This is a genomic window from Sporosarcina sp. BP05 (genome assembly GCF_014282005.1).
In the GTDB taxonomy this organism is placed as follows: Bacteria; Bacillota; Bacilli; order Bacillales_A; family Planococcaceae; genus Sporosarcina.
The window spans coordinates 52815-73089 of sequence record NZ_JACFTD010000002.1 but is presented as its reverse complement, the minus strand read 5'-3'; the positions used below and the strand labels follow the sequence as shown (position 1 = coordinate 73089).

The 20275-nt window shown below is 40.6% G+C and carries 17 protein-coding genes; 1 reads left to right on the top strand and 16 read right to left on the bottom strand.

Annotation, left to right across the window (positions count from 1 at the left end; genetic code table 11):
* Positions 1-144 precede the first annotated feature (144 nt).
* The 12 genes from chrA to H2672_RS02140 form a co-directional block, all read right to left on the bottom strand.
* Positions 145-1338 (bottom strand): chromate efflux transporter, encoded by a 1194-nt coding sequence (gene chrA, locus H2672_RS02195; protein ID WP_186668474.1) that lies wholly within the window; start codon positions 1336-1338, stop codon positions 145-147.
* Between the two features lie 242 nt (positions 1339-1580).
* Positions 1581-1910, bottom strand: a complete 330-nt coding sequence (locus tag H2672_RS02190) for a YolD-like family protein (protein ID WP_186668471.1) — start codon at positions 1908-1910, stop codon at positions 1581-1583.
* Positions 1911-1920: 10 nt separating this feature from the next.
* A complete protein-coding gene (locus tag H2672_RS02185) occupies positions 1921-3177 on the bottom strand; it encodes a Y-family DNA polymerase (protein ID WP_186669543.1) in 1257 nt (418 codons plus the stop codon).
* Positions 3177-3398 (bottom strand): transcriptional regulator, encoded by a 222-nt coding sequence (locus H2672_RS02180; protein WP_186668469.1) that lies wholly within the window; start codon positions 3396-3398, stop codon positions 3177-3179. The genes H2672_RS02185 and H2672_RS02180 overlap by 1 nt, the downstream gene beginning before the upstream one ends.
* Before the next feature lie 117 nt (positions 3399-3515).
* A complete protein-coding gene (gene xylF / locus H2672_RS02175) occupies positions 3516-4595 on the bottom strand; it encodes a D-xylose ABC transporter substrate-binding protein (RefSeq protein ID WP_370569584.1) in 1080 nt (359 codons plus the stop codon).
* Between the two features lie 5 nt (positions 4596-4600).
* The gene (locus H2672_RS02170) at positions 4601-6148 is read right to left on the bottom strand and encodes a response regulator (protein ID WP_186669541.1); all 1548 of its coding nucleotides are present in this window, start codon (positions 6146-6148) and stop codon (positions 4601-4603) included.
* Positions 6126-7589 carry a sensor histidine kinase gene (locus H2672_RS02165; protein ID WP_186668465.1) on the bottom strand — a complete coding sequence of 488 codons (1464 nt, stop codon included), beginning with the start codon at positions 7587-7589 and terminating at the stop codon, positions 6126-6128. Before H2672_RS02165 ends, H2672_RS02170 begins: the two co-directional genes overlap by 23 nt.
* Positions 7586-8566: a substrate-binding domain-containing protein gene (locus H2672_RS02160; protein ID WP_186668463.1), complete on the bottom strand. Its 981-nt coding sequence runs from the start codon at positions 8564-8566 to the stop codon at positions 7586-7588. Before H2672_RS02160 ends, H2672_RS02165 begins: the two co-directional genes overlap by 4 nt.
* A gap of 122 nt (positions 8567-8688) precedes the next feature.
* Positions 8689-9864, bottom strand: a complete 1176-nt coding sequence (locus H2672_RS02155) for a sugar ABC transporter permease (RefSeq protein ID WP_186668461.1) — start codon at positions 9862-9864, stop codon at positions 8689-8691.
* 11 nt (positions 9865-9875) lie between these two features.
* Positions 9876-11396 carry a sugar ABC transporter ATP-binding protein gene (locus H2672_RS02150; RefSeq protein WP_186668459.1) on the bottom strand — a complete coding sequence of 507 codons (1521 nt, stop codon included), beginning with the start codon at positions 11394-11396 and terminating at the stop codon, positions 9876-9878.
* A gap of 89 nt (positions 11397-11485) precedes the next feature.
* A complete protein-coding gene (locus H2672_RS02145; RefSeq protein WP_186668457.1) occupies positions 11486-12592 on the bottom strand; it encodes a sugar ABC transporter substrate-binding protein in 1107 nt (368 codons plus the stop codon).
* Positions 12593-12935: 343 nt separating this feature from the next.
* Positions 12936-14492, bottom strand: a complete 1557-nt coding sequence (locus tag H2672_RS02140) for an ABC-F family ATP-binding cassette domain-containing protein (RefSeq protein WP_186668455.1) — start codon at positions 14490-14492, stop codon at positions 12936-12938.
* A gap of 312 nt (positions 14493-14804) precedes the next feature.
* On the opposite strand from H2672_RS02140, the gene H2672_RS02135 reads away from it, so the two are divergent.
* The gene (locus tag H2672_RS02135) at positions 14805-15311 is read left to right on the top strand and encodes a YehS family protein (protein WP_186668453.1); all 507 of its coding nucleotides are present in this window, start codon (positions 14805-14807) and stop codon (positions 15309-15311) included.
* A 226-nt stretch (positions 15312-15537) separates the two neighbouring features.
* On the opposite strand, the gene H2672_RS02130 is transcribed toward H2672_RS02135, so the two are convergent.
* The 4 genes from H2672_RS02130 to H2672_RS02120 all read right to left on the bottom strand — a co-directional run bounded on the left by H2672_RS02130 (position 15538) and on the right by H2672_RS02120 (position 20271).
* Positions 15538-16977 (bottom strand): cryptochrome/photolyase family protein, encoded by a 1440-nt coding sequence (locus H2672_RS02130; RefSeq protein WP_186668451.1) that lies wholly within the window; start codon positions 16975-16977, stop codon positions 15538-15540.
* Positions 16978-17142: 165 nt separating this feature from the next.
* Entirely contained in the window at positions 17143-17274 is a 132-nt protein-coding gene (locus H2672_RS19485) for a hypothetical protein (protein WP_255485257.1), read from the bottom strand.
* A 399-nt stretch (positions 17275-17673) separates the two neighbouring features.
* On the bottom strand, positions 17674-18723 hold the full coding sequence (locus tag H2672_RS02125) for an enoyl-CoA hydratase/isomerase family protein (RefSeq protein WP_186668449.1): 1050 nt from the start codon (positions 18721-18723) through the stop codon (positions 17674-17676).
* Between the two features lie 90 nt (positions 18724-18813).
* Positions 18814-20271 (bottom strand): CoA-acylating methylmalonate-semialdehyde dehydrogenase, encoded by a 1458-nt coding sequence (locus H2672_RS02120; RefSeq protein ID WP_186668447.1) that lies wholly within the window; start codon positions 20269-20271, stop codon positions 18814-18816.
* Positions 20272-20275 lie beyond the last annotated feature (4 nt).

The following is a 20275-nucleotide window of genomic DNA, read 5'->3' as shown; positions in this document are numbered from 1 at the left end:
CGTCGCATCCCTATAGATCAAGATATCTCGGTAATGGTATAGGAATCATTTAATCCATAGCGATTCAACGCAACTGTACTCGGATAGCCTAGTGTTTGATTAAGTTATTTACTGATTGTTTTTGGTTAATCAACACGTGTGATTTCATAACATTGTCAGTAATGAACCAGCGATAGCCCCTGTAATCACAATAATCCAAGGAGGAAGCTTCCAATAGGTAAGCATACTAAACAAAAGTGCCGCTAAAGCAAAATCAACAGGTGCTATAATTGAACTCGTCCAAATAGGGAAATAAAAGGCAGATATTAATATTCCTATAACTGCTGCATTCACACCCATGATTGCCCCTTTAACTTTAGGATTGCTTCGTAAACTATCCCAAAAAGGGAGTGCTCCGAGAATAAGCAGGAATGCAGGTAGAAATACTGCAAACGTAGCTACTAAACCCCCTTGCCAACCCTTCATAACCGTTCCTAAATAAGCTGCAAACGTAAATAAAGGACCTGGTACCGCTTGTGTAGCACCATAACCAGCTAAAAACGATTCTTCGCTTATCCATCCAGTTGGTACAAATTCCTGTTCTAATAAAGGTAAAACGACATGACCGCCACCAAAAACTAAAGCACCTGAGCGATAAAAACTATCGAACATAGCTACCCAGTAAGATCCAGTTACTTCCCTGATGACGGGTAGCAGAAAGAGTAAACCGAAAAATAGCAGTAAACAGAACACTGATACACGCTTAGAAATTGGAAATTGCGAACTCTTTTCATCATTTCCCTTGTGCTGCTTGAACAGAAGGAACCCCGCGAATGCAGCGAGTAAAATGACGCCTACTTGAGCAAAAGCTGTTTGCAAAAATAGAGTACCTATTAACGCGAAAAGGGCAATGGATTTCCTTGTTAAATCTGGCGTCAAATTTTTAGCCATTCCGATAATAGCATGCGCAACTACCGCCACCGCTACGATTTTCAAGCCATGTATCCATCCAGCATTTCCGACGTCGAACCCCGTGAGCAACAAGGCAAATAAAATAAGTGCAATAACTGAAGGCATTGTGAACCCAATGAAGGATACAATCCCACCCAAAACGCCCGCCCGCATAACACCTACACCAATACCTACCTGACTACTAGCTGGACCGGGTAGAAACTGAGCCAATGCAACTAAATCTGCATAACTTTTTTCATCCATCCATTTTCTTCTTCGTACATATTCTTCATGAAAATACCCCAAATGAGCTGTTGGCCCGCCAAAAGAGGTCAATCCAAGTCGTGTTGAGACTAAGAATATTTCTAAAAGTGATTTTAATCCTCTATTTGGTTTAACTTTTTTCATATTAACTCCTCTTCTTCAGTCTGTTATTCCTTGGAAAAGCTCAATTGCCTTTTTTCTTGCTTCAATTCAGAACTATGTTCTCTGGACTCTTTCAACAAGACAAATATACCATTTCAACTAATACATTCAAGCGTTTTTACACACTCTTAACATGTTTTCACGATTACTTTTAGCCAAAGCCACGCTCGGCATCATGTGATTCCCTATAGATCAAGATATCTTAGTAATGGTATAGGCGTCGTTCAATCCATGCTTTGCACATTTATAATATCAGCTACCCGCATTATTTGTGTACCGAACGGAATTTTAAGTACAATGCACATCCTTTTCAAATCAATATCCTCAACTATTCCATGGTATTGAGTAATTCGCCCACTACCCCATGTTTTAATTTGCGTTTCACATTGCCGCTTATACGCTAATTCAAGCTCTTCTTGAATCGATTGAAGATCCCACTCATTTAGTTCTGGTCTTTCAGTATAATTATCCTGATCCACCCATTTTCGTAGTTCCCTTACATGCTCCGACAGCATCATCGCTGTCCATTTAATATTTCCTCGGTCTCTAATCATAATACCCCTCCTATCCTTGATGACCGCCGACTAATGTAGACCGCTTAATAGCTGTTCCTGCATCAGTAAGCGACACTGCCCTTAATATAGCGGTGGTGCCATACCGGCTACGAATAGTATCCATTGTTGTACCCAATTTTCGAACTTGCCATTTTTTCGTGTCAAATAAACTTAATTGCATTGAACGCTCATCTTCTAACTTCGTAATCGAAACGGATACTTGCCGAACGGCTTGACCGTTATAGTTTTCATCCAACAATTCTTTGCAAACGTCGTACATTTTCATCGTGTCATTTGTTGCCTCTTCAATAGTACGAGAACGACGGAATCCACCTCCGAAAGCATTTTTACTATATCCGATACCGAGGGATACCGTGCGTCCGGCCTTGTATTCTTCTCTTACCCTTCTGGCGATATCCTCGCATATCTCTAAAAGGACCACGTTTACTTCTTCCCGCAAATTATAATCACGCATAAGAATTTGACTCTTCCCATAACTAATCTGACCTTCAAGGATTGGGGCACCCATCTCAGAGAGGTCTATCCCCCATGCATGATGGAATAACTGGTTGCCCATTACTCCAAATTTCTTCTCTAGACTTTGCAAGTCGGCATGAGCCAAGTCACCAATCGAAAATATCCCTATATTGTTCAGATTTTTTTCCGTTTGACGACCAATCCCCCACATTTTACTTAATGGAGAAACTGGCCATAGTTTCTCCGGTACATCCTCAAAGGTCCATTTCGCAAAACCTGTATTCTTTGCTTCTAAATCGAGTGCTAGCTTTGCCATTAACATGTTTGGTCCCATACCAGCCGTTGAAGGTAAGCCTAGCGTCGCAACTATTTCTTGTTGAATAACTTTAACGGTTTGCGCTGGATCGCCCCATAACTTTTCGGTGCCAGTTAGATCAATAAAGCTTTCATCAACACTGTAGACATGAATCGCTTCAGCCGGAACGTATTTATGAAGTAGGCGAGTAATAGCCATCGACATTTCGAGAAAATAGCTCATTTTCGGATTGAATAGCCTGATGTCAGGATGCTGTGGTATTTCATACATACGTGTACCTGTTTTTACACGAAATCGCTTTTTCATTGGAGGCGATGCTGCAAGCACAACAGATCCTTTTCTTTCAAGATTCCCAACGACCGCAATCGGCACCTTTTGAACATCTAAATTATGCAATGAAGCCATACAACTAGCGTAAAAACTCACCATATCAATACAAGCGATATTTCGGTTTGGAAATTTACCGTAATCCATCATATAACAATCCGCTCTTTTGAAGTAATGGGAACGAGTGCAAGTATATTGTCGATTTTAAATGTACGATTGGATTTTCGTAAATAGCAATAAGCCCTAAATGAGACATCCCCTACTTGTAGTATTTTAATGCTTCGCTTGCTTATTGCACCGTCTTTCGCCATGTATATCATATCTAAGACGTGATTCCATTCCATTGACTTTATCAACTCAATACGCACATTCGTTCCCTCCTCTTGTAATTAGTATACAGAATAGATGTTCGTATTACAACGACAAATAAACACTTAACAAGAGTTACCAAAAGTGGTCTCTTTGTTAAGTGTTGGGCATCCGATTTACTCCGATATTGCTTCATACACATCTTTAAATGAATGAAACCCATCGAAAATCACCGTACTTTCTAGATTGTATTCATTTACAGCAATTGGTGTAAGTAACACAGAAGGAACTTCAATTTTTCCGTTATTAACTTTCTGTTCAGCAGACACCTTCTCACCTTTTGCCATCGCAACTGCTAATTTCGCCATTTCTTGTGTGAGCATTTTTATTGGCTTATAGACTGTCATCGTTTGTGTTCCAGTAACAATTCGCTGCACTCCTGCCAAATCCGCATCCTGTCCTGCAACTGGCACTTGACCTGCAAGCCCTGCAGCAGCAAGTGCTTGAATGGCACCACCTGCTGTGGCATCATTCGCAGCAATCACTGCATCAATCTGCTTGTTCGTTGTCCGAAGAGCTTCTTCCATATTGGCCTGTGCATTCATTGGAGTCCAATCCTCCGTCCACTGATCGTAGATAATCTTAATATCACCTCGTTCAATATATGGACGCAGTACAGTGAACACACCTTTTTTCAATAAATGTGCATTGTTATCGGTAATCGCGCCACCAATAATGACGTAATTCCCCTTAGGTACGAGAGCAGTGATGGCTTTCGCCTGCATTTCACCCACTTGTTCATTATCAAAAGAAACATACAAATCGAGATTCGCATTTTTGACGAGTCTGTCATAGGCAATTACTTGGATACCTGCAAGATGCGCCTTGTGCACAATCGCAGCTGTTGCCTCAGCATTATGTGGGACGATTACCAAGAGGTCGATTCCGCTTTGAATGAGCGCCTCTGCCTGGGAAATCTGAAGCGCATCATCTCCATTGGCGGCGACAATCTCAATTTCTGCTCCTAGTGCTTCGACCGCCTCCTTAAACAAATCACGGTCTCTCAGCCATCGTTCTTCAAGTAATGTATCCATCGAAAATCCAATACGGATTGGGCTGTCGATTTTACTAAGAGGTATTATTTCTTCTGACTTAACGGGTTCCAATGTCTGCTTCGGCGCAGCTATACAAGCAACTAGCAGAAAAGTCATCCCCAAAAACCACACGACAATAGCCAGTTGTTTCATCCACTTCACCCCTATCAGACTTCTACTTTTTTACTCAATAACGTTTTTCGGTATTCCTTCGGGGACACCCCGCACATTTTCTTGAACACCTTGCTGAAATAATTTGGCTCATGATAACCGACCTCAAACGTAATTTCTTTTAGGCTTAACTCTAGATCATTCAAAAGCTTCTTTGCTTTCTCAATTCGGCACTCCGTCAAAAAATCGATGTAGTTAATGCCCAACTTCTCCTTGAACATCTTACTAATATAAATCGGGCTTAAATCAACCTTTTCTGCAAGAATATTCAGTGAAATTTCCTTATGTGAATGCTCACTGATAAATTGTTTAATTTGATGTATCTTATCAGCCTCGACTCGTTCGTAATGCGCCTCGTAGATAGCATTCATTCGCTCGAGTAGCAGGAGCGTCTCTGTCCGTAATTGACGGTAGTCCTGTGCTTGAAACGAAAAAAACGGTGCATTCGCTTCCATTCCCATTTCATCCATCACTCGGTTCGCAATCCAAAGCAACTCAAGCATTCGCTGCTGCGTGTAAATAAGTGAATTCCCCTCGTTCTCATGCTGTTGAATCAAATCCAATATACCAGAACGAATGGATACCCAGTCCCCTAAACGAATTTGGTCAAAAAAGTCTTTCTGCTGCCGCTTGATAACCTGATTATCTGTCTCTAGACTAAGAGCTGGAGCGTCGGCGTAAAATCGACTCTTGACCACTAGCGTTGTATCCATGGTCGCAATAAGCGCTTCTTGGTACGACTGACGAATCTCGTCTAATGGCTCGCAAACTTGACCAATCCCTATAAACCAGCCTAAGCTCGTTTGTTCTTTGGCCAACGATAAAATTGCTTTGGCTAATGTTGTTGCTTGCGAACGAAAGGACTTCTTTTGATCACGAAACACAATGATAGGAAGCTGCCGTCCATATAACGCACCTACCCAAGCATTTCCGGCTTCACGCACCTTTTCCTTGATCCGCACATAATAGTGTTCTGCTCCCTCTGGCAACAAAACGACTACAACAAACTTTTCATGGGTAGAGCGAATATCTAGCATCTCAACGAGCATATCAATATGAACTTCATGGACATGGTCAAATAATAGCTGTGTCACAATATCTGTTTCCACTAATGTCAACGCCTTTTGCCACTTTCCATGCTGCACTTGGTTTGTAGCCTCTGCAATACGCTCCAGCCTGCATTCCTCTAATACTTTCCCCACCGTTGCAACAATCTCACTTGCTCTACTAGGTTTCAGCAAGTAGTCCTTCACGCCGAGCTTGAGCGCTTGTCTCGCATAATCGAACATATCAAAGGCCGTCACCATCACAAATTTGATAGTAGAATGCTCATCTTGTATCTTTTCTATGGCTTCAAGCCCTGTCATGCCAGGCATCTTAATATCCATTAAGACCAAATCCGGTTGAATCGTATCTGCTAATTCTACTGCTACCTCCCCATTTCTCGCTTGGTAAATGGTAAGTTCAGGGAACGCTTTTTGTAAGATTGCCTGCATACCTTCTCGCTCAATCGGCTCATCATCAACGATAAGAAGCTTCATCATCATTCCCCTCTTCCCTTGCACTCGGAATTTGTATGACCACCTTTGTCCCCCGACCTTCACTACTATCAATCGTGACCAAATCCTCGATTCCATAAAATAAATGCAATCTTTTCACCACATTTTGAAAGCCTATTCCTGTAGAATGTCCTTCGATTGGTACGATGTGCCCCTTCAGCAGCTGTTCCATTTTCTCTCGGGACATCCCTTGTCCACTATCCTCGATTTCAATGATGACCCATGGACCATCCTTCTTGATCCTGAACCAAATAGTGCCCCCATCCTGCTCCGGCTCAATAGCATGGATTACTGCATTTTCAATAATGGGCTGAAGGGTAAGTCCCGGAATTTTCACATCTAAGCAAGATTTGTCGATGTCAGACTTAAATTGTAAACGGTCCGTAAAACGTGCCTTTTGGATTTCCATATACTGATTCAAAACAACCACTTCTTCAAACAACGTCACAGAGCGGTCAATCCGCTTCAAATTATAGCGTAACAAGCCTGCTACACTAACTATAAGATCGCTCGTCTCCTCCGCACCATCTAAATACGCCTTTTTCGACAATGTGTTCAACGTGTTGAATAAGAAATGTGGATTTATCTGATTCTGCAAGCTTCTAAATTGACTCTCCTTCAACAACAACTTACTTTGCTGAAGCTCATGCTCGAGCTGAGCCTTTTGTTGGATTTCTACTATTAAATCATTAATATTTATCCGCATCTCATCAAAGGTCTGTGCTAAAAAGGCAATCTCATCATTGGATTTCACTTCAATCTGTTGATTAAAACGACCTTGAGACAATGCGTTAGCGGCTTTCGTGAGCTGATGAATCGGCCGCGTAATACTAAGTGAAAACCAGTAGGTAGCCAAAAGTAACACGACAGTAATCAATAGCAATAGCCAGATTCCTAGTTTTTTCAACTCCTCCGACTGCTTGATAATACCTCGATAAAACCGGTTAGAGGTCTTCAACTCTCGGTCTAGAATCGTCAAGGTCATTTCAGATATGTACATAGAAATGCGATTTGCTTCATTAAATTCATTGGTCGACCCTTCTATTTCGTGCTTTTCTGAAAACATAACGGAGCGATTCGCCGTCTCGATAAGGCTATCGATTAAATGAATATAATTAGTTACTGAAAATGCATTTTCCACGTTTCGCAGCTCTGTTACATCCTGTTGCACCGCTTCAATTACGACTATGCTTTTCTCTATCTGTTGTTTATGATTAGCTGTTGGCTCGAGCAAATAGTTATTTAAATTGGTAATTATTTGTTGGCTAGCAGTTGTCACTTCATTCATCCGCAAATAGCGCTGTAAAATATCATTGGATTGTTCCTGGGTCTTCTGATTATAGTGTGTAAGCGCCAGCCAAATAATCCCCATAATCAGCAACACAACGGAAACGAGTATCCATATTTTTTTTTGAATCGTCATCATGGTTCTTCACCTTCCGCCTTAACCATGCGTGTTTCGGTGAGATAACCATTTGAATCGAGCGGGACAGTCTCGCCTGAAATCCATTGCATCAACCGCTTCACACTTTCACTGCCCATCTCTTCTGGCTTTTGCGCCAAAATCCCATCGAGCATGCCTTGCTCTAAGAGGGCAGTTGACCCAACCCCATCATCGAAGGTATAAATATAATACGGCTCTACTTGAGTGCGTCTTCCGATTTCTTGAATCATCGGCCCTGCATAATTTGCATTGATGGCTATAAATGCAGAAGCTCGCGGCACTTCATTCATCAACTGTTGTGTCGTCGCCATTACTTGTTCCTTTGCATCTGCCGTCCCTCTAATAATCATTTCAATGTCTGGGTACTTACTTAATACATCCTCAATACCAGCTAGACGTTCTTTTTGATAATACGCTTGCTCTTGATCACCAAGAATAATCACTTCTCCTGTCGTGCCCATTTCTTTTATCAATTGCCGAGCAACCATTTCTCCTGCCTCAAACTGATCTGAACCAACATATGTTTTTCGCAAGCTCTCTTCCACTGGCACATCATTCGCGACGGTAATGACAGGAATCCCATAAAAAGCTGCCTTAACCTTTGTCAGCTCTTTAAATTCTTCGTTATCTAGGCCCTGTACGATAATTCCATCCACCTTTGAATGAATCGCAACCTCCATTGTCTTCAAAAAATCATCTTGGTTGTTGCCATAGCTTCCCCACACTTCAAGCTGCACGTTTTCTTTTTGTGCCTGCTTCAATGCCCCCTGGCCGACCTTATTCCAAAATGGAGTATCAAGCTCTTGCGTAATGAGTACAAGACGAATAGTGTCCGAGACAAAGGGAAGGTTAGCAGGCCTATCACTAGTTGAACGAAGCGCCTTAGTTGCGGACGCAATAGTCAAATAGCTAAAAATCATAATGAGTACGACAAGTATAAATACAAATTTTTTCCGCATATTCCTTACCCTTTCCTTAAGCCTGTTCCTATCATCTTATCACCTGTCAAGGAATTAACAATGACTTACAAATACATCAGGCACCCTACAAATAGGATGCCTAGTTATGCTGCTATTCTCTTTTAAGCCCGTTGCTTACGTGTCATAACGTCAAAGATTACTGCTCCAGCTAAAACACCACCGCGGATCATATATTGATAGGAAATTCCGACACCAAGTAAGTTCATCCCACTCGATAACGAGGCCATCACGATGGCACCAATAATAGCACCTGTAACTTTACCGACACCACCTGCAGAAGATACTCCCCCCACATATGCCGCCGCAATCGCATCAAGCTCAAAGAGAGTTCCAGCTGTGGTCGTTGCCGATTGGAGTCGAGATGTAAATAGAATTCCAGATAACGCCGCGAGCATGCCCATGGAACCGAAGACGATATATGTAATCTTTTGTACATTGATCCCACTTAAATGCGCGGCCTCCGGATTACTACCGACTGCATAAATGTGACGACCAAGTACTGTTTTAGTCGTTAAGAAGTGATAAATTAGGACAACGATTATTATAATGACAACCGTCCAAGAAAATCCGTTATAGCCAGCTAAAATCCAAGTAATGTAAGCAATAATTGCTGATATTAAAACAAGCTTTACGCTAAAGATTCCCTTAGACATTACATCAAAGCCATACGTCAATTTGTTGCGACGATTGGAGATTTCATTGTAAATATAAAATAGAACTCCGACGAATCCTACTAATAACGTCAGTAGATGCAAGCCATTAATTTGCATAATCGATGGAATAAATCCATTTCCAATCGCATTGAATTGTTCATCCCTAACAATAATCGTTCCCGTTTTTTCTGTGACCTGAAGGAGCGCACCGCGGAAAATCAACATCCCTGCCAACGTAGCAACAAATGATGGAATTCCAATTTTAGCTACTAATATCCCGTTAAATAATCCAATAATGGCACCTAATAGTAAAATTACTGGAATAGTGATCCATACCGATATGCCCATTTGTGTCAAGAAAATAGCTGTAATTGCACCTAAAAATCCCGCTAAAAAGCCAACCGATAAGTCAATATGACGAATGACGATAACTAGGGTCATCCCAACTGCCAAAACCGCAATATAACCGGCAGAATCTAGTAAGTTACTAATGTTTCGAGACGACATAAACAAGCCGTTCGTCATAATCGTAAATGTTAACAAAATAACGATTAACGCAATATACATCCCGTAATCTCGAATATTGGCTTTGACGAGCGCTTTAGTTTCTTTATAAAATTCCATCTTTATCCCCCCTATTGCGTCGCAAGTTCCATAATTGTTTCTTGTGTCGCTTCCTTCATCGTCAATTCTCCTTTGATGGCACCGTTTGCCATAACATAGATACGATCACTCATCCCTAGTACCTCACCAAGTTCAGAGGAAATCATAATAATACTCATACCTTCGTCAATCAGCTGATTCATAATCGTATAAATTTCAAATTTCGCCCCAACATCAATTCCTCTTGTTGGTTCATCTAAAATCAAGATCTTAGGTCCAGTAAACAACCATTTCCCGAGCGATACTTTTTGCTGATTTCCACCACTCAGTTTGCCAACTATTTGCTCTAGTGAACTCGCTTTAATATACAACGAGTCTTTGTACTCTTTTCCGACCTTCACTTCTTCATTTAAATTGAGAATACCCTTCGTCGAAATACCTTTTAGATGTGCTGCCGAGACATTGCTCTTAATATCCTGCAATAAAAATAATCCGTCTCCTTTTCGATCCTCTGTCACATACGCAATACCAGCCTTAATCGCATCACTTGTATGCTTCAGCACTTTTGGTTCCCCTTGAATTTCCAGATTCCCATGTAGTTTATAGTTTTTCGGATTCCCAAAAATGCTAAGGGCAAGCTCTGTACGACCGGACCCCATCAGACCGGCGATACCAATAATTTCGCCTTTTTTCACGTGAAGATCGATGTTTTTCACAACATTTCTTCCTAATTGCGTGTCATACGCAGACCAATTAGCCAACTTAAGGACCGTATCCCCAATTTTCTTATCTGGATGTTTTGGGTAAATGTCTTCAATTTCACGCCCTACCATGTTTTTGATAATGACATTTTCCGCTACTTCCCCTTTACTTGCATCTAGCGTACAAATCGTCTTTCCGTCCCGTAAAATCGTTACTTTATCCGCTATCTCGATAACTTCCTTCAGCTTATGGGAAATCATAATGCAGCTAATCCCTTGGCTTTTTAGTTCCTTTAGGAGTTTTAATAGATTTTCACTATCATCTTCATTCAGTGCTGCTGTCGGCTCATCTAAAATAAGCAAATTCACATCTTTACTTAATGCTTTGGCAATTTCAACTAGCTGTTGTTTTCCTACACTTAATTCCCTGATCAGTGTTTCCGGTGTCACTTTCAGCTTTACTTTTTTCAGTATTTGCGTTGCTTGAACGATCGTTTGATTCCAATCAACGAAAGGACCTTTCTTCACTTCGTTGCCAGCAAATATATTTTCATAGACAGCCAAATCAGGAAAAAGTGCCAACTCTTGATAAATGATGCCAATTCCAGCTTTCACACTGTCGCTAATCTCTTTGAACTGTTGAACTTGATCTTCAAATACGATATCTCCATCGTATGTGCCATATGGATAGACTCCACTCAATACCTTCATCAGCGTCGATTTTCCTGCACCATTCTCACCGACCAAACAATGAATCTCTCCTTTTCTCACCTTGAAATTCACGTTCGATAGGGCCTTGACTCCCGGAAACTCTTTAGATATATCATTCATCTCTAAAATATAGTCGCTCATTCCATCGCCTCCCTAACCCAACAAAATAGAAATGGAGAAATAGTGATAGATTACACTATCACTACTTTTCCTTTCCCAATGTGAAACGTTTACTTTAAGCCTGTGAATTCACTTGCCTCGTAGTATTCAGAATCAATTAGCTCGGATTTCACGTTGTCTTTATTCACCACGATGACGTTCGTTTGTTTCGCTTTAACTTCAATTGAACCATTATCATAAGAACCTGTAGTTTCTGGTGTATTGCCATCTAAGATTTCAACTGCCATTCCCATCGCATCTTTTACCAAAGAACGAACGTCTTTGAACACCGTCATCGATTGTTTTTCGTCGATGATGTATTGGATAGATGCTTTCTCTGCATCTTGCCCTGTCACAAAGTAGTTTGAAATTGCACTGTCAGAGGCAAATACGTCTGCGATTGACCGAGCTGTTCCATCATTCGGAGCTAGAACTGCAACATCACCTTTTAGGTCGTCGCTCGCAGCTGTTAAGTGTGTTTGCACTTTGTTTTTCGCTTCGTTTGCATCCCAGTTCGTTGTAATTTGACCAATAATTTTCCCTAATTGGTCACGCGAAAGATCCGATGAACCTTTTAATGCCTCTGCTTCACTTGAGTTGGCAACTTTAAAGGTACCATCTGCAATTTTAGGTTGAAGCACTTTCCAAGCTCCCTCGAAGAATAAGAATGCGTTGTTATCTGAAGCCGCTCCAGCGTAAAGGTAAAGTGGAACGTCAGACCCCTGTGTATTGTCTACTAAATACTGTGCTTGTGCAGCACCTACTGCTAAACTATCGAATGTTACATAATAATCCACTGCATCTGTATCTGTAATTAAACGGTCATATGCAATAACAGTTACACCTTCTTTTTTCGCCGCTTCTACAGCAGATGCAGCAGCCGCACCATCATGAGGTGTGATAATTAATACTTTGATGCCTTTATTTAATAATGCCTCTACGTTTTCTTTCTCTTTCGCTGAAGACCCCTGACTAAATAGTATTTCCGTTGAATAATCTGAATCTGCTAATGCATCCTTGAAACGTTGCTCATCCTGTACCCATCGAGGTTCATCCTTCGTCGGTAATACAATTCCTACATCAACCGAACTACCTCCATCATTGTTACATCCAGCGGCTACGAGTGCGAACACCATTAAGATTGCCAAAAATGTTAACCCCTTGAATTTCTTAAGCATTTTTTTACCCCTCTCTTTTTGAATAACAAGTAGTTACTACTTAATCATAAACTCTGAAAATTCAATATGAAAGCGCTAACAATAGCACTATTTTAACATTTACTATACTTTTTTAGCTTTTCGGGAAAAGAGGTGATTTTCGGCAAGAGAAAGGTATGCAATGGAGTCAATCCGTTTACGTAGATTGATGTTAGTTTGCGACTTGTACTATTTTATCGGTGCAAGTGAAGAGGTTATCAAAAACAACTAAACAAAAACCTCTTACAATTCGCAAATTGTAAGAGGTTTTTGTTTAGTTCATTTTCTGTTTCGAATTAATTTCACGTGCCTAAGTTCAAGCCAATCAAAACATCTTAGTCGTCCAATTTTCCCCGTTCCAAACATCAGTTACAAGTCCTTCATAAAAATCAGGTTCATGCGAAATAAGTAGTACGCTACCTTTATATTCTTTTAAGGCACGTTTCAATTCTTCTTTCGCGTCTCTATCAAGGTGATTTGTCGGTTCATCAAGGACGAGCAAATTCGTTTCGCTGTTGATTAATTTACAAAGACGTACTTTTGCCTTTTCTCCACCACTTAACACTTTCACCTTGCTTTCAATATGTTTGGTTGTTAATCCACATCGTGCAAGGGCAGCACGTACTTCGTATTGGGTAAAATGCGGAAAAGCTTCCCATACTTCTTCGAGGCAAGTATTGTTGTTTTCCGACTTCGCTTCCTGTTCAAAGTACCCGATTTCCAAATGGTCACCACGGTTAACAGAACCGGCAAGTGCAGGGATTTCTCCGAGAATACTTTTTAAAAGAGTCGTTTTCCCAATACCATTTGCACCCGACAAAGCAATTTTCTGCCCGCGTTCCATCGTCAGATCCAAGGCCTTCGACAACGGTTCCTCATAGCCAATCACGAGTTCCTTTGTTTCGAACAAATATTTCCCCGGAGTCCGTGCCTGTTTAAAGGAGAATTGCGGCTTCGGTTTTTCGGCATCTAATTCGATAACATCCATCTTATCTAGCTTCTTCTGCCTAGACATGGCCATTTTACTAGTCGCGGCGTTCGCTTTGTTACGTGCTACGAAGTCCTTAAGGTTTGAAATTTCCTTCTGTTGCTTCTTATAGGCGGCTTCCACCTGTTGCTTCTTCATCTCATGAACGCGCAAAAATTCATCATAATCCCCAGAATATCGACTGATCTGCTGATTTTCCATGTGGTAGATAAGCTGAATAACGCTATTCAAGAACGGTATATCATGGGAAATCAAAATAAACGCATTCGCGTAATTCTGTAAATAATTGCGAAGCCAGTCAATATGCTCAACATCCAAATAGTTCGTCGGCTCATCAAGAAGGAGAATGTCTGGTTTTTCCAATAATAACTTACCAAGCAACACCTTTGTCCGCTGCCCCCCGCTCAAATCATGAACGTCCCGATCCAGACCAAATTCATTCAATCCCAGTCCATTCGCTACTTCATCGACTTTGGAATCGACGATATAAAAATCATTGTTCGTCAGTTCTTCCTGCATCTGACCCGTCTCCTCTAGAAGGGCCTCCAGTTCATCTGCATCGACCTCAGCCATCTTGGCAAAGAGCGCGTTCATTTCCGTCTCCTGGTCATAAAGATATTGAAAAGCGGTCCGCAGCACATCGCGAATGCTCATCCCTTGTTTCAACGCAACATGTTGATCCAAATACCCGACCCGCACCCGCTTCGCCCAACTTACCGTACCTGCGTCTGGTTCTAGCTTGCGGGTAATGATGTTCATGAACGTTGACTTTCCTTCGCCATTGGCACCGATTAACCCGATATGCTCTCCTTGCAATAAACGAAAAGAGACGTCTTCGAAAATCGCGCGATCCCCGAAGCCATGGCTCAAATTTGCTACAGTCAATAAACTCATATGTATACACCTTTTCCTTCACTAAGAATAATTACCACTAATTTAACGCTGTCCGCAACCGGTACCAGCATTGAAGTTTCTACTATATTATATAGGGATTTCATTGATGAGGAAAGGCACGATTTTACACTCGCCTTATCCTACATCATTAATGAAGACAGGAATTCGTCTTTTTTCAAAGTCTGATATAACAAAAAAAAGGTTAAACTGCTTTTATGTGCTATTATTAAGTTAAATTCAATTGCCTTTTTCTTCGTTAAAAATGATAAAGCTGTTGTGTAAATGCGGAAATTTTACAGGAGGTTTTTTTAGATGAATAATAATGATATATTAATTAGATTAAGATATGCTCTAGATATAAAAGACACGATTATGGTAGAGATATTTAAACTTGGCGGCGTTGAAGTAACGCAAGAAGAAGTGTCAATGTTGCTCATAAAATCAGATGACAATTACCATAATGAAGCTGAAAATGAAGGGGCTTTAAAATGCAGTAATAGTATGTTAGATTCATTTTTAAATGGCTTTATTATTTTTAAAAGAGGGCAACAAGATTCAAAACCGGGACAAGCAGAAAAACCGGCACTGGCTATAAAGAATTATGAAAGTGTTAATAATATCCTTCTAAAAAAAGTAAAAATAGCACTGGAATTGACAAGTGACGATATGCTTGAAATATTAGAAGAAGCTGGAATCACTATAACAAAAGGTGAATTAGGTGCTGTACTAAGAAAAGAAGGACACAAGAATTATAAAGAGTGCCTGGATAGATATGCTAGGAATTTCTTAAAAGGATTAGCTATAAGATATAGGGTATAAGGAATTATCAGCATATAAAACTGGATTTTGTTTAAGTTGGATTGACTTGCAATTCAACTGGACTAACTATTAATGAACTTACAAACCCTTTTCTACCAGCACTGCCTACACAGATCTTGATGTATCACTTACCAATAGAATAGAATTGACATTAAAAATAACACCACTCAGATTTGCATGGTGTTATTTTTTTATATTTGGATAGCTACAAGAAACCGGTGCATTTTCAGGATTTATTTTTGACTTGTGCATATGCTTCTAACGCACGGATTCTGGCAAAAGAATGATCAATGATAGGGAACGGATACGTCTTCCCAAGTACGATGCCGGATTCATGTAGTAAATTTGTGGGTGCTTTCCAGGGCTGATGAATATACTTGGAAGGGAATTCTGCAAGTTCTGGAACCCATTTCCGGATGTATAGGCCATCCGGATCGAACTTTTGACTTTGTAGAATCGGATTAAATATTCGGAAGTACGGCGCTGCATCAATTCCTGAGCCAGCCACCCATTGCCAGCCCATTGCATTGCTAGCCGCATCAAAATCAACAAGTGTTTCACTGAACCACTTGGATCCTTCGACCCAAGAAATGAGCAAGTGTTTGACTAAAAATGAAGCTACGACCATGCGAACCCGATTATGGATTACACCCGTCTCCCATAATTCTCGCATTCCTGCATCGACAAGCGGATAACCCGTCAAACCTTTTTTCCACTTTGCAAATTCTTCATTGGACCCTTGCCACGGAAATACTGAAAATTTTTCACGTATAGGTGCATGTAACATTGTAGGGAAATGATTAAGCTGGTAATAAGCGAACTCACGCCATATTAGTTGCCTCAAAAAGGCATCGATGGATGAATGCATATATTCTTCCGATTCTACTTCAATCATTCCCTTAGCTGAATGCCAAACTGATCTAACACTAATATCTCCCCATGCTAAATGAGGCGACAAAAATGAAACCGAATTTGCAGAAGGGATATCACGGTCCTTAGCGTATCGGCTGAGACCTTCGCCGGTAAATTGTTCCCATATAGTAATGGCACCCTTTTCACCCGGCTCCCAGTACGTATGGAACTTTTCATCCCAACGATTCGCTGACAACAAACCAAGTTCTTCTACTCGTAAAGACGAAAGAACTTGGTCGTAAGGTACAATATCAACTGGTATTGGAAGTGGACGATTGACCGATTCACGCATCGTTCTTTTCCAGAACGCCGTAAATACTTTATAAGGTTCATTTTTTTGATTCAATAAGTCACTAGGTGTGAAAAGCAGATTTGAGGGAAATGAACGAACTTCCGTCCCATTAGAAAGTAGGTTTTTAATAATCGTACCATCCCTTCTAATTATCGAAGGCTCATATCTCTCGCAAAAAAAGACTGCATTTGCTTTCGTTTGTTTACAAATTGAAGAAAGCTCTTCCAAACTGTTGCCCCGTCTTATAGTAAGTGACAAGCCAATCGATTCAAGCTTTTTTTCCAAGGCAATCAATGAATGATGAAGCCACCATTTCCCCGCTTCACTCGTTGCGTTTTCGCGCTCTTCTTTTTCTGGCCAGATAAAAACAGGAATAATAATTCCTTGCTGGGCCGCTTCCCACAACGCCGGGTTGTCATGCAAACGTAAATCTTTTCTGAACCAAACGACTATTTTTTTCAACTACATCTCATCCTTCATATCAGTTACCAGTAGTATGTCCCATTTAGTTAATATTCTTTGGAGGCATTGGTACAAATTTAGGGTGGCGATTTCCTCCCAAAGATTCATTGTTAAAGAATACTTCTACAAGTTGGGGGGCAAAACCTTGTTTAAATAGCGGTACTGTTAAATTTCACATGCGGAAGGTGTATGATAACGTTCGTGCATACGTAAATCCATATTTGTTTTCATTACTTCTTTTAATTCTTGGATGGCTTGGTCTTTTTTGCTATGTAGCACGCCTACTTGCACGCTCATATCTAATGCCTCCCTTTTCATAAATGTTACCATCTATTATACAGGGAAGATAGTGGTTGCTCGATTCATCTGACCCTAACTTTTTTGTGCCAAGTATATAGCTTAATGAAGGTAACATTGTCAATTCGTTATTTTTATACGGAAAATCAGAGGGGCATCAGGCTAATAAAATACCTACATTATCCTTCGCTTATCAAAACCATCTAGCCCCGCCTGCGAAACGTCGAAGAACGGCATGTGGATGAGATGTTTCGCGGGATATTTTCAAAAGTAGTAGAACAGTATTTTGGAAACGAGTGACAAGAAAATAAGGTTCTCAATTGTTCTTGACTTTTGAGAACCTTTTTTAGAACAGTAGTAGAATTATGTTAATCCTTTATAATGATGGTTATTAATACTTTACGTGTTAACTAAAGAAAAATACCGTTCTATATCCGTATCAGTCACGGTTTCCAACGTTTCAGGAAACCATTTAGGAGAATGATCTTTGTCTACTAGCACTGCGCGGATCCCTTCGTAAAAGTCAGCTGTTTCCATGAAATGTATAGCCATCTTCTTTTCCATTTGGAGGCATTCATTAAGAGACAGACCTTTTCCATTTATTAATTGTTGTAATGTTACTTTTAGGGAAGTTGGCGATTTTGAGAGAAGCGTGTTTACCGCTTGTGCTGCCCACTCATTTCCTTCAGACGCCTCGTTTTGAAGGGATTTTACGATTTCCTCTATTGTTCCATATTTAAAATGACGATCTATATCTTCTTGCACAATTGATAACTGTGAAATACTTTGCAAGGTTGTGCAATTTGATTGGATAAATTCATCTAGTTCCTGCTGGATTGAATCATATGACCAATTCTTTTCTAGCAATTTCATTTGAATAGTTTGCCAGTTGCTACTTTCCATATAGTAATCAGCTGCGCCCACATAAATTGTGTCATTCGCTTTAATCACTTGTGCAGTTAACGCAAGATAACGTCCCGTATGTCCAGGTAGTTGATTTAGAAAATAGCTTGCCCCAACATCCGGGAAAAATCCAATGTTCATTTCAGGCATTGCCCATTTTGTCTTTTCAGTCACGATTCGGTGTGTTGCTCCGATAGAAAGACCAACTCCCCCCCCCATAACTATACCGTTCAAATAAGCCACAACTGGTTTTGAATACTGATGAATTAATGCATCCAATTGATACTCCGCGGAGAAAAATTTCTCGGCATAAGATACAATGTCCTCATTTCTTAAATCGTAAAACTTTCGCATATCCCCCCCTGCACAAAAACCTTTTTCACCTTCACCGTATAAACAAATAAAAATCACACCGTCATCATTTCTCCACTTCTCCAAAACATTGGTTATTATTTCAACCACTTCAAGATTGATAGAGTTCAACACTTTGGGTCGATTTAATTTTATCCAACCAATCCCATTCTTCACCTCTGCTATAACAACCACTTGCTACACCCCTTTAATCATTTGAGTGAAATCTGTAAGATTGAATTAAACACCAAAAAAGTCTACACAGACCTTTTTTGGTGTACCATTCTAATATCTTGCCGTCAGCATTTTTCTTCTTGTATAGAAATTGACACCATCTTTTCCGTTAGCATGAAGATCACCGTAAAACGAGTTTTTATGTCCCGAGAATGGGAAGAAAGCCATTGGTGCTGGTACACCTAGGTTCACTCCTAGCATGCCCGCATCCATTTCTTCTCTAAATTGTCTCACGGCCTTAGCACTATCTGTATACAGGCATGCACCGTTTGCAAATTCTGATTCGTTTGAAAGTGCAATTGCCTCATCTAAACTGCTCACCCGAACGATTGATAACACAGGAGCAAAGATTTCTTCTTTCCATATCTTCATGTCTGAATTAACGTGATCGAAAATAGTCGGTCCAACGAAATAGCCGTCTTCTTTCACGCTATCTTTGCGTCCATCACGAATGAGGGTGGCCCCTTCTTCTTCGCCTATACGGATGAAGCTTTCTGTTCGTTCCTTGTGTGAATCACGAATGACTGGACCTAAAAAGACATCTTCATCTAGTCCATTTCCAATTTTTATTTCATTTGAGGCTTTTACAAGTCTATCAACTAATTCATCAGCAACATTACCAACTGCTACAACTACAGAACATGCCATACAACGCTCCCCAGCTGAACCGAATGCTGCTCCAATAATATTAGTGACAGCGTTATCAAGATCGGCATCTGGCATAACAATAGAATGATTCTTTGCACCCGCTAATGCTTGCACGCGCTTATTATTCGCAGCAGAAGTTCTATAAACATATTCCGCAACCGGTTGTGATCCGACGAATGAAATCGCTTTAACTTCCTTACTCTCCATTAATCCATTTACTACATCATGTGCACCATGCACAATATTCAATACTCCGTCCGGAAGACCAGCTTCTTTAAATAACTCAGCCAAACGATTAGCTAGAAGCGGTGTACGTTCAGAAGGTTTTAATATAAATGTATTGCCTAATGCAATAGCAAGAGGGAACATCCAACAAGGAACCATCATTGGAAAGTTAAATGGTGTGATCCCGCCAACAACCCCTAATGGGTAGCGATACATACCTGACTCCACTCCCGTAGCGATGTCGGGTAATTGCTCACCCATCATCAATGTTGGTGCCCCGGCAGCAAACTCTACACATTCAATCCCACGTAGCACTTCCCCATATGCTTCGGCGTAGCTTTTCCCGTTTTCAATCGTAATAATTTTTGCTAGTTCGTCCCAGTTTTCAACTAAAAGTTGTTGATATTTAAACAAAATACGTGACCTTCTCGGTACTGGCGTTGTGCTCCAGGTTTTAAATGTCTCTTTTGCGATAGCCACCGCTTGATCTACATCTTTTTGTGATGAAATAGGTACGGTTGCAATAATTTCTCCAGTCGCAGGATTGGGCACTTCTTCGTATCGATCAGTTTCCGCTTCCACCCATTTACCGTTAATAAAGTTCTTCACTTTTTCGACACTCGTTTTTACTACCATTATT